This window comes from Halorubrum zhoui, assembly GCF_051194155.1.
GTDB lineage: Archaea > Halobacteriota > Halobacteria > Halobacteriales > Haloferacaceae > Halorubrum.
Map to the genome: position 1 here is coordinate 38,135 of NZ_JBLZNJ010000003.1, position 13,540 is coordinate 51,674.

At 69.5% G+C, this 13,540-nt stretch carries 16 protein-coding genes; 7 read left to right on the forward strand and 9 right to left on the reverse strand.

All coding sequences use genetic code 11. From position 1 onward, the window contains the following. Positions 1-54: 54 nt before the first annotated feature. Complete coding sequence (locus ACNTAO_RS04315; protein ID WP_435160739.1) at positions 55-354, forward strand: DUF5827 family protein; 300 nt, start codon at positions 55-57, stop codon at positions 352-354. Positions 355-397: 43 nt separating this feature from the next. Here ACNTAO_RS04315 and ACNTAO_RS04320 read toward each other — a convergent pair whose 3' ends face one another. Then, positions 398-883 carry a hypothetical protein gene (locus ACNTAO_RS04320; RefSeq protein WP_435160740.1) on the reverse strand — a complete coding sequence of 162 codons (486 nt, stop codon included), beginning with the start codon at positions 881-883 and terminating at the stop codon, positions 398-400. A gap of 47 nt (positions 884-930) precedes the next feature. Continuing rightward, on the reverse strand, positions 931-1,272 hold the full coding sequence (locus ACNTAO_RS04325; protein WP_435160741.1) for a 4a-hydroxytetrahydrobiopterin dehydratase: 342 nt from the start codon (positions 1,270-1,272) through the stop codon (positions 931-933). A gap of 124 nt (positions 1,273-1,396) precedes the next feature. Between ACNTAO_RS04325 and ACNTAO_RS04330 the strand changes: the two genes are divergently transcribed. Then, a complete protein-coding gene (locus ACNTAO_RS04330) occupies positions 1,397-2,224 on the forward strand; it encodes a BtpA/SgcQ family protein (protein ID WP_435160742.1) in 828 nt (275 codons plus the stop codon). Positions 2,225-2,266: 42 nt separating this feature from the next. On the opposite strand, the gene ACNTAO_RS04335 is transcribed toward ACNTAO_RS04330, so the two are convergent. From ACNTAO_RS04335 to ACNTAO_RS04355, 5 genes are read right to left on the reverse strand one after another with little or no spacing between them, the layout of a single operon-like run. After that, a complete protein-coding gene (locus ACNTAO_RS04335; RefSeq protein WP_435160743.1) occupies positions 2,267-3,268 on the reverse strand; it encodes a carbohydrate kinase family protein in 1,002 nt (333 codons plus the stop codon). Continuing rightward, positions 3,258-3,725, reverse strand: a complete 468-nt coding sequence (locus tag ACNTAO_RS04340; RefSeq protein WP_435160744.1) for a nucleoside deaminase — start codon at positions 3,723-3,725, stop codon at positions 3,258-3,260. Before ACNTAO_RS04340 ends, ACNTAO_RS04335 begins: the two co-directional genes overlap by 11 nt. 23 nt (positions 3,726-3,748) lie before the next feature. Next, positions 3,749-4,141 (reverse strand): hypothetical protein, encoded by a 393-nt coding sequence (locus tag ACNTAO_RS04345; RefSeq protein ID WP_435160745.1) that lies wholly within the window; start codon positions 4,139-4,141, stop codon positions 3,749-3,751. Between the two features lie 24 nt (positions 4,142-4,165). Then, positions 4,166-4,927: a hypothetical protein gene (locus ACNTAO_RS04350; protein WP_435160746.1), complete on the reverse strand. Its 762-nt coding sequence runs from the start codon at positions 4,925-4,927 to the stop codon at positions 4,166-4,168. Between the two features lies 1 nt (position 4,928). Next, positions 4,929-5,105: a hypothetical protein gene (locus tag ACNTAO_RS04355; RefSeq protein ID WP_435160747.1), complete on the reverse strand. Its 177-nt coding sequence runs from the start codon at positions 5,103-5,105 to the stop codon at positions 4,929-4,931. Positions 5,106-5,198: 93 nt separating this feature from the next. On the opposite strand from ACNTAO_RS04355, the gene ACNTAO_RS04360 reads away from it, so the two are divergent. From ACNTAO_RS04360 to ACNTAO_RS04375, 4 genes are all read left to right on the forward strand, one after another. Continuing rightward, positions 5,199-6,125 (forward strand): cell division protein CdpA domain-containing protein, encoded by a 927-nt coding sequence (locus ACNTAO_RS04360; RefSeq protein ID WP_435160748.1) that lies wholly within the window; start codon positions 5,199-5,201, stop codon positions 6,123-6,125. 103 nt (positions 6,126-6,228) lie between these two features. Further along, a complete protein-coding gene (locus ACNTAO_RS04365; protein WP_435160749.1) occupies positions 6,229-7,095 on the forward strand; it encodes a CehA/McbA family metallohydrolase in 867 nt (288 codons plus the stop codon). Positions 7,096-7,181: 86 nt separating this feature from the next. Continuing rightward, entirely contained in the window at positions 7,182-8,438 is a 1,257-nt protein-coding gene (locus tag ACNTAO_RS04370) for a molybdopterin molybdotransferase MoeA (protein WP_435160750.1), read from the forward strand. After that, positions 8,435-10,384, forward strand: coding sequence for a molybdopterin biosynthesis protein (locus ACNTAO_RS04375; protein WP_435160751.1), 1,950 nt, complete (start codon positions 8,435-8,437; stop codon positions 10,382-10,384). The genes ACNTAO_RS04370 and ACNTAO_RS04375 overlap by 4 nt, the downstream gene beginning before the upstream one ends. A 51-nt stretch (positions 10,385-10,435) precedes the next feature. On the opposite strand, the gene ACNTAO_RS04380 is transcribed toward ACNTAO_RS04375, so the two are convergent. Both ACNTAO_RS04380 and idi read right to left on the reverse strand, forming a co-directional pair. After that, positions 10,436-11,191, reverse strand: coding sequence for a hypothetical protein (locus ACNTAO_RS04380; RefSeq protein WP_435160752.1), 756 nt, complete (start codon positions 11,189-11,191; stop codon positions 10,436-10,438). A gap of 58 nt (positions 11,192-11,249) precedes the next feature. After that, entirely contained in the window at positions 11,250-11,846 is a 597-nt protein-coding gene (gene idi / locus ACNTAO_RS04385) for an isopentenyl-diphosphate Delta-isomerase (protein ID WP_435160753.1), read from the reverse strand. 124 nt (positions 11,847-11,970) lie between these two features. Between idi and ACNTAO_RS04390 the strand changes: the two genes are divergently transcribed. Further along, entirely contained in the window at positions 11,971-13,401 is a 1,431-nt protein-coding gene (locus ACNTAO_RS04390; protein WP_435160754.1) for an ATP-binding protein, read from the forward strand. Positions 13,402-13,540: the final 139 nt, after the last annotated feature.

Consider the following 13,540-nt stretch of genomic DNA (forward strand, 5'->3'; position numbering starts at 1 on the left):
GGTCGGCAGGTGACATCCTCGGTATTTACCCGGTGGACGCGCTACGCGGGTAGTATGCCGGAGCCAAGAGACGCCTTCGACGAGACGTTCCCGTGTGACTTCTACGAGCCGAGTGATCTCTTCGAGCCGGAGCTGTTGTACACGATACCGGAGATCGGACGACTGCTCCAGGGGCTCAACCCGGACGCCGAAGTGGACCCAGAGACGGAGGCGGTCTTAGTCGACTGGGCAGTTCCGTGGGTGCTCGTCAACGCCGACGACCTCGTCGTCGCAGAGCCGCGCACCGAGAACGGACCGGGATACTACGGACTCGCCGAGCACGCGTTCGACGAGGAGACCACCGAGAAGTCCTGATCGACTCGAGACGTTCGAGTCGTCTGTGCCGTCAGCTGTCGGACTACGCTTCTTGGCGTTTGGTGTACGCGTCGAGCGCCGTCTCTATCGTCGAGAGCGACTCGGTGACGCGACCGTCGGCGACGCGCATCAGCCCGGGCGTGTACGTCGGGGAGTAGTCGAAGATGCGATTGACGGCGCGTTTCGAGACGGTAATCGGCGTGAACGACGCGACGGTGTACACCCGTGTGGCCGGGAAGGCGGTCCACAGCGTGCTGCTGGCCCAGCGGTCCTCGTCGAGGAACGTCTGGCCGACCCGGCCCGTTCCGACGTACTCGCCGTCGTCGTAGAACAACAGGAGGTCGTCCGGCTCCATCTGCTCGAACGTCGAGCCGCTCCCGGTGTCGTCGCCGATCGCCCACAGGCGTGCCTCCTCGGCGTCCGCGATCGCGTCCGGCCGGTCGGCGTACGTGGTGAGGTCGACGGGGGACCGGACCGTTCGGTCGAAGTTCTCCGGCTCTATCGGGACCAGGAACACGTTCTCGCTCATCGACTCACGATTCGGGGGTGGGATTTAAAAGCGTTCGTTGTCGAGGCTCACGCCTCGGCGTACAGGCGGTCCATTCGCGCCGCCATCACGAAGTCCGAGCGGTGAAGACCGTCGATGTCGTGACTCCAGAGCTCGATGCCGACGGCGCCCCACGAGAGGTGGATGTCCGGGTGGTGCCACTCCGCCTCGGCGAGGGCACCGACCTCGTTCGTGAACGCCAACGCGTCCGCGAAGTCGTCGAACGAGTACGTCGCCTCGAGGTGGTGGTCGTCGACGACCTCCCAGACGTCGTCGAGAGAGGCGAGCAGTGGCTCGTACTCAGCTGGCGTGAGTGGCTCGTCGTCGGCGGACGACGGTTCGACCGGCTCGTCTGCGAGTGCAGTCGACATACACGCCTTTCGGCGTCGACCGGTTTGTAGCTTCGGTGCGGCGGCGGGGCGCGGGGGGAAGGGGTGGCCCGCGGTCGTCGCGGCAGAGCGGGAGGGTTATGATTCAGTCGACGCACCAGACGGTATGAACATCGAATCGACGTTCGGAACGGCCACCCCGGTGATCGGCATGGTCCACCTTGGCCCACTGCCGGGTGCACCGAAGGCCGCCGCCGACGGTGCGGCGGCGATGCAGTCCGTCCTCGAGGGGGCGGTCGCAGACGCACGCGCCCTGGAGCGAGGAGGCGTCGACGGCGTGCTGGTAGAGAACTTCGGCGACGCGCCGTTTCACCCCGACGACGTGCCGAAACACACCGTCGCAGCGACGACTCGCGCGGCGACGGCCGTCGCGGACGCGACGACGCTCCCGATCGGTATCAACGTACTCCGGAACGACGCCGAGGCGGCCGTCTCGGTCGCCGCCGCCGTCGACGCCGCGTTCGTCCGCGTGAACGTCCACACCGGAGCGCGCGTCACCGATCAAGGCATCGTCGAGGGACGGGCCCACGAGACGCTCCGACTCCGCGAACGGCTCGGTGTGGACGTCGGGATCTTCGCCGACACCGACGTGAAACACTCTGCCCCACTCACCCCGGAGGGGTACTCGGCAGAGTCGTTCGCCGACGCGACGGAGCGGGGACTCGCCGACGCGGTCGTCGCCTCGGGGTCCGGGACCGGTGCGGCGATAGACCGCGCGGCGCTGGAGGCCGTGGTCGACGAACGAGAACGACACGGCCTCGAGACGCCCGTCTTCGTCGGGAGCGGCGTCCGTCCAGAGACGATCGGCGACCTGCTCGCGCTCGCCGACGGCGTGATCGTGGGAACCGCGCTGAAAGCGGCGGGTGAAACGACGGCGCCGGTCGACGAAGAGCGCGTGGCGACGCTCGTCTCGCGTGCCGACGACTGTCGGTGAGTCCGAGCCAGAGAGCGCCCGACCACCCGAGCGGAGACGGGCTCAACCCGTCGGGTCGACTCCACGCTCAGCGAGGAACTGTCGAACCGTCTCACGCGTCGGCAAGCCGGCCTGCGTGGACCGCTCGGTGCAGTTGATCGCGGCCACTGCGGCCGCGAACCGGACTGCATCGTCGATCGCAGTCGGCGCGTCCCTCGCGAGTAGCCACCGATCTATCAGTCCGGCGGTGAACGCGTCGCCGGCGCCCGTTGCGTCGACGACGTCCACCTCGAACGCGTCGAACCGCCGAACCCGTCCGTTCGCGACGACAGTCATCCCCTCGGCGCCGTGGGTGAGCACCGCCGGTCCTACCTTAGCGGTTCGGACCCGTTTGAGCCGCTCGACGGCAGCCGCGTCCGAGCCAAAGTACGCCGGTGTGGCGACGCCGCCGGCGACGAACAGGTCTGCGTGGTGGACGTATCCATGGATCGTCTCAGGGGCCGTTCCGCGCCCGACGAGTTCGGTGACCGGCCCGGAGAGGTCGAAGACGAGCGCCGGGCGCGCGGCGGCGGACTGTGCGACGACGGCGTCGAGCAGCCGACGTGCGACGCGGTCCGGCGTGTACGCGGTGACGAAGACGACCGCGCTCTCGAGCGTCCGCTCCAGCGTCGCATCGTCGAGCTGGAGTGACCGGAAACTCTCACCGGTGGTGACGATCGCCCGTTCGCCAGCGGGATCGCGGAGGACGAGCGATCGGGTGGTGGACTCGTCGCCGACGGCGACGTGGGTCGTATCGACGCCCGTGTCGGCGAGCCACGCGATCGCTCGGCGGCCGTACTCGTCGTCGCCGACGCGACTCACGAGGCCGACGTCGCGTCCGAGCCGGTCGAGAGCCACGGCGACGTTGGCGCCGACTCCGCCGGGTGCAGCAGTCACGTCGCGTGCGAACGCGCCGCCGTCTGGCTCCGGGAGGTTCGACACCGCGTACCACTCGTCGACGGCGGCTGCGCCGACGGCGGTGACGCGCGGAGCGGCAGTCGACTCGTCCCGTCGTTCACGCCCCACCGTCGTCGCCTCCGAAGACCGACTCGTGGAGCCGCATCGCGGCGTCGGTCGCGACCGGGCCCTCGACGCTCGTCTCACCGCCGGCGCGCTCGATCACCTCCGTGGCCGGGATCGTCACCACGTCGCCGGTGAGTTCGTCGAGAGTCGCACCGTCGACGCCGAAGACGACCCGATCGATTCCGGCGTAGTGGATGGCAGTGGTGCACATCGGACAGGGTTCGGTGCTGGCGTACATCGTGCAGGTCGCCAGCTCGTCGGCGTCGAGTTCGCGTCCCGCCCATCGAGCGAGCTTGAGCTCTGGGTGGGCGGTGACGTCCTCGGCCGTTCGTGTCGTGTTCCGCGATTCGCGGACTACCTCGCCGTCGACGGTCAACAGCGCACCAAACGGCGTGTTTCCGGCGTCCACCGCCTCGGCGGCCAGTTCGATCGTTCGTTCGACGTGGTCGTCTCGGGTCACAGCTTCGCTTCGAGCGGGACGACCTAATGGTTCGCGTCGCGGTCGTCCGCACCGGGATCCGCGGCGGCTCGTCCGGTCCCATCCCGGCTCGTTGCGTGCCGGCCGGTCGTGTGCTGACCCTCGGACGCGTCCGCCTCGCTTGCCCTCTGACCGCTCCCGCCCGGGTCCGTCTTCGTCCCGTCGTCTGGAGCGTCTACCGGTGGCTGCCGAAGCGACCGCAGCGCGTCGACCGCATCGTCGGTCGCGCCCGCCCTGGTCTCGGTCACGGCGTCGGGGTCGAGCTGGGTCGGGTCGCTCGCCGGTCGGTCGTCGGCGGTAGGCGTGGCCGTCTCGTCGTCAGCTGGCGTCTCCTCGGCGGGGTCGGTCCCACCGAGTACCGCGGCGAGTGCGTCACGGATCGACTTGAGGATGGACATCGAATGTGTGGATGGTGCCGTCGGTCAGTAGTGTTTGAACAACAGGGCGCGGACGTCGTCTTTGGTCCGTGCGGCCTCGATGCTGCCGTCGGGGAGTTCGACCTCGTAGCGGGCGTCTCCGGCGGACTCGCTCCACTTGTCGGCGTGGGTGTCGAGGAGCCGCATCATCGCGTTCAGCTGTCCGGCGCCCCCGTCGTCTGCTCGGTCGTCGTCGTCGGTCGTCTGGGCGTCGGCCACACCCGCTGCCGCGTCGGTCCGTCCACCGTCGCGGGCGGTTTCGTCGGCAGTTCCCGACGAGTCGCTGGTCTCCGACGAGTCGACAGACGACGCGGGCTCGCGCGCCGCCTCTGCCGGCGTTTGGTCCGGGAGGTCGAGGTCGACCAGCGCGAAGGGGTTCGCCGCGAGCGTCGCTGCACGGTCGAGGATCGCCTCAACGAGCTCGTCTTTCTGCATGTCGCTGCGGCCGGTGACGTCGAAGGCGGCTGCGATCTCGTGGAGGTCGAGCCGGTCTGCTGAGTCCGGGTCACCGTGGCGGAGATTTCGGTCCTCAAGCGCCGTCCGTGCCGAGTCACGGTCGAACGGGGGCGCGGGCGTATTCCGGACGGCGGGTTCCGTAGGGTCGGCGCGGTGCCCGGGGTCGTCGACGGCGTCGGCGAGGTCGAGGAGGTACGTGATCGTCTCACCCGTACCGACCGTCGCGTACGGTCCCGCGTGGTCGTCCGTCAACGCGGCTCGTAGCTGCTCGATCCGGTCCCGCTGTTCGGGCGTTAACTCCAGTGTTGGCATCTCACTCTCTCCTCGCGAACCGTTCGAGTGCCTCGGCCCACGTCTCGACGGCGCGCGGCTCACCCGAGTGGTCGGCCTCCACGCCGACGTACCCACACTCCTCACACGAGACCGCCTCTGCGCCGCCGAGGCTGAGCGTCGTCAGCGTCGATCCACATCGCGGACACTCTGTCGACACGCGTTCTCGGACGGGGAGACGACGCCGGTGGTGAAAAACACCGGGGTCGCCCGGCGGGGCAACAGTCATTAGACTCCGCACAGAGGTCGACGTATGAGCGACTCGAGTGAGGAAGCGAACCCGCTTCTCGGGTTCTACCGACGGTACGTCGGCGACCCCGACCGAGCCGTCGACGTGTACGCCGGGTTCGGGCTCTTCTTCGTGGGACTCGGACTGGGGGTCGTCGGCGTCGCCGTCTTCCTGTACAGCGCGACGCTTCCGCCGAACAGCATCTCGATGTACTCGGTCCGTGAGGTGGCCGCCGTGGCAGCCGCGCTCGGCCTTCCGGGTCTCCTTCTCGGCGTCGTCGTGCTCCTCCCTGTCGACCGTCGCATGCGCTACCTCGGCAGCGCCGGGTCGGCGGTTTCCGTGGTCGCCGTCGGATGGTTCGTCACGGTGTACCCGTACGACTGGAACGTACCGGAGCCGCCGGACTACAGCGCCCAGGTCGTCGCACTGTACAGCGCCGGCCTCGTCGCCGTGATCGCCGCGACCGGTGCCGCGCTCGTCGCCCACCGGGTGGAGCAGGCGACCGACGGTGTCACGGTCGATCCGGATTCGACCGCCACGACGCGGTCGGCCGACGACGGAACCGAGACGGACGCGGAGACGGTGACGGACGAGGCAGTTCGGGCGGACATCGAGCGCGAGCTCGAGAAGACGGAGCTCACCTGGGGTGGCGTCGAGCGCTCCGAGGGGCGGCGACTCCAACTCGACACGTCAGTCGTCGACGACGCAGACGTCGACCCGGGCACGCTCTCGGGCTCTGCGACCGAGACGCGGACCACCTCAAGTACCGTCGACGACGCCGTCTCACAACTCGCCGGGCTGCAAGGCGGGACCCAGAACACCGCGAGCGGCGAGAGCACCGACGACCAGGCGGACGCGCTCCGCGCGCTCCGCGAACAACAGCGCGCGGAGGAGGCCGCCGAGGCTGACGACGAGTCCGTCGTCGGCCGGATCCGCGGGTTGTTCGACTGATCCGCGGGTGCCGCCCGCGGCGCGGCGTCTCGGGTGGCTGTCCGTCTGTCGTGTACCGTCTCCGTCCCGACCCTTTTCTACGATCGGGAGACTACGCTCACTCGTGTCCAGCGTCACCGTCAGTGTCGACCCCCACGTCCACTCTGCGGCCAGCTACGACGGTCACGAGCCCGTCGAGCTGATACTCGAACACGCCGCGGAGATCGGGTTGGACGCGGTCGCGATCACCGACCACGACACGATGGGGGCCTCCCGGCGTGCCGCCGCCATCGCCGGGGAGTACGGGCTGATCGGGATCCCGGGCGTCGAGGTGTCGACGGCACACGGCCACCTACTCGCACTCGGCGTCGACCGGATGCCGCCACGCCGCACGGCATACGCCGACACGATCCGGTGGGTTCACGACCACGGTGGCGTGGCGATCGTGCCCCACCCGTTCCAGCGATCCCGCCACGGCGTCCGTCGTCGCGACGTGCCGCTCCCCGACGACGAGGACGCGTGGAGCGGTGGTGCGGGCGGTCGAGCCGGTCCGACGCCCGACGCCGTCGAGGTGTTCAACGCCTGGCTGTTCACCGGCTACCGCAACCGTCGCGCCCGCCGCTTCGCGACGAGCTACGGCTTTCCCGGCGTCGCGGCGAGCGACGCTCACCACCTCCAGTACGTCGGCCGCGCGTTCACCGAGGTACGCGTCGGCGACCGGGAGAGCGTCGAGCAGGTGACGGCAGCGGACGTGCTCACGGCGATTCGAACCGGGACGACTCGGGTCGACGGCCGGCGCGCACCCGTCCGGATGGCGGCGCGACACTACCTGACCGCGGCCGAAGAGAAGTCGCGATACTACGCCACGCGTGGGGCCGTCCGTGGGGTGACGGCGACGGTGGCGGGAACGAGAGCAGCCCTCTCGCTCGGCCGTGTCGGGGTCGCACAGGGGCTCCATCGGACGCGGCGGGCACTCTCGTGGTTTCGGTGAGCGGCGGGTGCTCGTGTGGATCCGGTCCGAGACGCCCGCCGTCGCCGGCGGCGGGGTTTTTGCCCGCGGAGGCGAAACGGACGGACATGAGTCACGACAGACGGGAAGCCGGGTTCAAGCGTCGGACCCGCGTCGAAGAGGCGCGCTCGACGCTCCTCGCGGCCGCCGAGGCCCACGGACGGACCGAGACCGTCCCGCTCTCGGCCGCCGACGGACGGGTGCTCGCGGAGCCCATCGACGCCCCCGTGCCGGTACCGGGGTACGACCGGGCCGCCATGGACGGCTACGCGGTTCGCGCGGCTGATACGTTCGGTGCGTCCGACCGGTCTCCGGCCGTGTTGCGTGCGGTCCCCCTCGGGGACGGGTCGGTCGGTCCCGACGAGGCGGCACGGGTCCACACCGGGAGCGCGCTTCCAGACGGCGCAGACGCGGTCGTCACGATCGAGCAGGTCGAAACCGTCGGCGACGACGTCGAGACGTTCGACGCGGTGGCGCGCGGCGAGAACGTCGGTCCGGTGGGCGAAGACGTCGCCGAGGGACAGCGGCTCTACGACGCCGGTGAGACGCTCCGGCCGTCGGATCTGGGGCTCTGTCGGTCGGTCGGGCTCGACGCCGTCACCGTCTACGAGCCGCCGACGGTAGCCGTGATTCCGACCGGTGAAGAGCTGGTCGAGTCGGACCCGGACGCTGGCGAGGTGATCGAGACGAACGGGCTCACCGTCTCGCGGCTGGTGAGGCGGTGGGGCGGTGAGGCCCGCTATCGAGACGTCGTGACCGACGACGAGACGGCGCTTGCGGCCGCCATCAAGGCCGACCTCGACGCCGACGTGATCGTCACCACCGGCGGCTCCTCCGTCGGCGAGCGTGACCTCCTGCCCGAGGTCGTCGACGAGCTCGGGTCCGTGCTCGTTCACGGCGTCGCGCTCAAGCCGGGACACCCCGTGTGTCTCGGTCGCGTAGACGACACGCCGGTGGTGTCGCTGCCGGGATACCCAGTCGCCTGCATCGTCAACGCGGTGCAGTTCCTCCGGCCGGTACAAAAGCGGGTCGGCGGCACGGACGCCGGACCGATCCCGACCACTCGTGCCCGACTATCGCGGAAGATCGCGAGTGAGCCCGGTACACGGACGTTCGCGCGGGTGACGCTGTCACGCGAGTCGGCGTCCGAAGACGCAGCCGACTCCGGCGGCCCCACCCACGTCGCGACACCCACGCGCGCCAGCGGCTCCGGCGTCCTCTCGAGCGTCGCGCTCGCGGACGGCTGGGTCGTCGTCCCGGAGTCACAGGAGGGATTCGATGCCGACGCGGTCGTCGACGTCGAGCGGTGGGAGGTGACGGAATGACCGACCGAAAGGAGTTTCGCGACCTCGCGACGCCCGCGGCGGCACACGACGCGATCGACTCGTTGGAGCTCACGCCAGCGCCCGAGTCGGTTCCACTGACGGCGGCTCGCGGTCGGGTCCTCGCCGAGCGTATCGACGCCGGCGTCGACGTTCCGGGGTTCGACCGCGCGTCGGTGGACGGGTACGCGGTTCGCGCTGCCGACACCTTCGGTGCCGACGAGGCCGACCCGGTCGAGTTGTCCCTCGTCGGTGCGGTTCACGCCGGTGTCGCCCCCAAGGTGTCCGTCGAGGCCGGCACGTGCGTCGAGGTGTCGACCGGGGCCGTGTTGCCCCCCGGCGCCGACGCCGTCGTGATGGTCGAGCGAACGAACGAGCATCTCGACGAGGACGGCGACCCGACCCGAATCGCCGTCAGGACGGCGGTCGCACCCGGCGACCGCGTCATGGCCGCCGGCACCGACATCGCCGCGGGTGCCCGCGCGCTCGGACCCGGTACCCGCCTCACCCCGCGTGAGATCGGACTCCTCTCTGCGCTCGGCGTCAACGAGGTCCCGGTTCGCGGTCGCCCGACCGTCGGTATCGTCTCGACGGGAGACGAGCTGGTACGCCCCGGCGACGAACTCGACCCGAACCGCGGTGAGATCTACGACGTCAACTCGACGACGATCGCCGCCGGGGTCGAGGCGGCGGGCGGCGAGGCGGTGTTGTACCCACACGCAGGCGACGACTACGACGAGATGGAGCGGCTGCTCAGAACCGCAGCCGACGAGTGTGACTTGGTGCTCTCGTCCGGCTCGACCTCTGCGAGCGCCGTCGACGTGATCTACCGCGTCATAGAAGCGCGCGGCGAGCTGTTGCTCCACGGCGTCGCGGTCAAGCCCGGCAAGCCGATGCTCGTCGGCCGAATCGACCGTGCCGACGGCGGTGAGTCGGCGTACGTGGGACTGCCCGGATACCCCGTCTCTGCGCTGACGATCTTCCGGACGTTCGTCGCCCCTGCGATCCGGTCGGCTGCCGGTCGTGCCGAGCCGGCGACCGCGACCGTCGTCGGCGAGATGGCCGTCCGCGAGCGCTACGCGGAGGGGCGAAAGCGGCTCCTCCCGGTCGGCGTGTTGGACGTCCACGACGAGTCGACGGCGGGAGCGGAGGGCGGCCGGCCGCTCGTCTACCCGGTCGACAAGGGGTCGGGAGCGACGACCAGTCTGGTCGAGGCCGACGGAGTCGTCGCCGTCGACCCGGACACCGAATACCTCGACGCCGGCGAGACCGTCACGGTGCAGCTCTTCTCGCCGGGAGTCGCGCCGCCGACGCTCCTCGGTGCCGGCGAGGACGACCCCGCGTTGAACCGACTGCTCGACGAACTCGCCGCGCCGCGCTACCTCCCGGTCGGCTCCCGAGAGGGGCTCCGCCGACTCAGGGCGGGCGTCCCGGACGTCGCGGTGACCGCCGGCCCGACCGACCGGCAGGTCGAAAGCGTCGAGCTCGGCGGATGGCGGCGCACGTGGGGACTCGCCGTTCCCGCCGGCAATCCCGACGGTATCACCGACCTCGGCGACGTCGTCGACGACGACCAGCGACTCGTGAACCGGCCGACAGAGACAGGGCTCAGGAGCGCGCTCGACGACGCGATGGCGGATCTCGCCGCCGAGCGGGGCGTCGACCGACGCGACCTCACCGACGCGGTCGACGGCTACGCGATGACCCGCCGCGGGTTCGAGAGTCCGGTCCGGGCGGTGTGTGAGGGGCGCGCGGACGTGGGTCTCGCGCTCCGAGAGACGGCCGAGCGGCTCGGCTGTGATTTCGTCCCGCTCGGCGAGCAGTCGGTCGTCGTCCGAGCGGCACCGGACCGCGCCGACCGGGAAGCCGTCCGGGCGGTCGGTGCGGCGCTCTCTGGGGAGCCGTTCGCAGAGACGCTCGCGTCGCTCCCGGGCTACGAGCGTCGGTAGGATCTGGTGGCGTCGAGCCGACGCGGGTCGGTGCGTGGCGGCGTGTCGCGGCTACGCACGGACGATCCGTCGCCCGTCCTCGTCGTCGACGACGTCGAGCCCGTGCTCGTGGACGAACGCCGCGGTGTGGTCGGGGACGATTCGCTCGGCCGCAAAGCGCGCTCTGAGCTGTGGGATCGTATCGAGGAGGTCACCGCGGGTCTCGAGTGCGGGCAACGACTGGAGGAAGTCGACGTCGAGGCCGGCGTCAGCGCCGCGCGCGGCGAGCGTGGTGAGTGCGGGTCCCTCGAACGCGCCCGCGAAGTCGATCGGCTCGGTGAACCCCGCGTAGTACGTGTGGCCGCGGGTCGACGGACCGAGCACCACCTGCGTGGTTCGCAGCTTCATCGCCGCGGCGTCGACGATGCTCCGTGAGAGCAGCGGTGCGGTCGGCGTCACGACGGCGACCGAGTCGGCGTCCTCTTCGCGGAGAAGGTGCGTGACGGTGTTGCCGGCGCGAGCGCTGAACGACGAGCCGACCTGCGGTTCGAATCGAGCGCTCTCGGTCCCGCCGAGGGTGTCGGCGACGAGCGCCCGAAGGGTCGCCTCCGGCGACGACGCAGCCCGGTGGGGTGCGGGTAGCTGGTCGGCCGTCGGGTAGTTGACGAGGAGTTCACCGCCCGAGCGGTCGACCGCGAGTACGGCGTCTCTGAACGCGGCCTCGTACAGCTCTGCGGCCTCCGCGGTCGACAACGGCGTCGAGTCCGCGAGGTCGGTCGCGACGAGTCCGTCACGCGGCGGATCGGCCAACACGGCGACGACGGTCATATCGGATCCTGTCGCGTCGGCATCTTCAACCCGCCGACTCGGCGCGTCCGTGGTCGGCTCACGCGAAGTCGCGCCGCATCGCGATCTCGAACCACGGGCAGAGCCGGAGCTGGCGGTACAACGCCGGGTTGTCGTGGAGATGGTCGTAGTCGACCCACAGCCGCCCGCCAATCTCCTCGGGGTCGGGGTCGAGCGTCGTCTCCTCGAGTGTCACTTTGAGCACCGCACACACCTCCCACTCGACGCCCTCGTTCGGGTAGTAGCGCTTGTACTCGAACCGGTCGGTGACGCGGAGGTCGTCGTACTGTGCGGGGGTGATCCCGAGCTCCTCTTCGAGCCGGATCGCCGTCGCCTCCTCCTGTGATTGTCCCTCGACGGGGTGTGAGGCGACCGTGCCGTCCCAGTGACCGTCCCACAGCCGCTTCGTCGGGGCGCGCTGGGCGAGCAGGATGCGACCGTCGGTGTCGAACACCAGACAGGTGAACGCGCGGTGGCGGATGCCGTCGCCGGTGTGGGCATCAAGTCGGTTGACCGTTCCACTCGGGGTGTCGTCTGGGTCGACCGCGACGACGTCTTGGGCGGCGTTCTCGTGGTCGAGGTCCTCCCCTCCGAGGCTGCCCGCTGGATCCGGGCGCTCGGCGTCCTCTGAGCTCATACAGTCTCTGTCACCAACCGAGGATAATAAGCGTTCGATACACGCGACCGGACGGCGGCGAGGCCCCGCCGCGTCTGCCGTCGCTTCGACGCGCTTAAACGGCCAGCACGGCTACGTAGCGGGGATGAGTGACCCGGCGCTCGACGTTGTCGAGTTCGTTTTAACCACGCACTTCTACACCGAGAACCGCGACCTCGACGAGAACGATCTCCCGCCTCGGTTCCGGCAGGTGTTCTGGTCCGACGACGCCGCCGCCGACGCACCGGGGGGTATCGAGCGACCGCTTTCCGCGACGGACGCGACGACCCGCACGGCGACGGGAGTCGAGCGGCCGTGGGACGCGGTTTCTGATCTGTTGTTTACCCAGCACACGGACTTCGCGGGCGAGATATCGCTCACCCAGCCGTCGATGGCACTAGAGTGGTACCGGGACCGGGCCGACGACGACCGCATTGCGTCGAACCCCACGATGGTCGCGACGCTCGAATCGACCGACGGGGTCGAGCCTCCCGTTACCCACGCGGAGGCGCGTGAGGACGTTCGCCCGATCCAAGCCGACCGGGTCTGGATCGACGCGTTGCTCTCGGAGTACTTCGACGAGGACGAGGACGGCGAGATGTTAGACCTCGTCAACGTTCGTGCCCCCGAGGAGATCGAGACGACGATCACGGACCTCGTGTTGACCGGCAATCAGGAAGCGGAGATCCAGAAGATCGTGAAGGCGATCGAACACCGCGAGTATCTCGCGAGCATCGGCCTTCGAGAGATCGGCAAGCTATTGTTCGTGGGGCCGCCCGGCACCGGTAAAACGACGATATCCCGGGCGTTGGCACACCAGCTCGGCATCCCGCTCGTCGAGGTGAAGCTGTCGATGATCACGAGTCAGTACCTCGGAGAGACCGCAAAAAACGTCGAGAAGACGTTCGAGGTCGCAAAGCGGCTCTCGCCGTGTATCCTCTTCATCGACGAGTTCGACTCCGTGGCGAAGACGCGTCGTTCCGACGAGCACGCCGCGCTCAAGCGGGCGGTCAACACCCTGCTCAAGTCGATCGACGAGGTGTCGCTCGTCCGCGACGAGGTGTTGCTCATCGGGGCGACGAACCACCCGGACCAGCTCGACGCGGCCGCCTGGCGGCGCTTCGACGAGATCGTCAACTTCCCCAAGCCCGACCGCGACATGCGCGCCGACATCCTCCGAGTCGTCACCCAAGAGATGGAGATCGCCGACTTCGACCCCGAGGCGGTCGCCGACCGAACGGCCGGGCTCACCGGATCGGACCTCCGGATGGTGCTCCGTGAGGCGGTGTTGGGAGCGCTGACCGAAGACCGGATGACGATCACCCAGACGGACGTGATGGAGGCGGTCGCGGACTTCGAAGAGCGGGACAACCTGAAAAATATGGATATGATCGACGGCGAGGGAGCCGAAGTGCTCGGTGAGGGAGCGGGCCACGATCACGACCACGGCGATGGTCACGACCACGGCGACGGTCACGACCACGGCGACGAGACGACCCCGGACGACGCCCACGCTCACGGCCATCCGCAGGATTGAGTCCGTGATCGAGACCGCTCCGTGACACACAGACACCAATTGGCCACACCCTCCCCAATACGCATGTGGCGGTGGTAGTAGGACTGGCACGACCGCGCGACACACGGACACCAGTTACAGCCACACCCTCCCGGGCCGA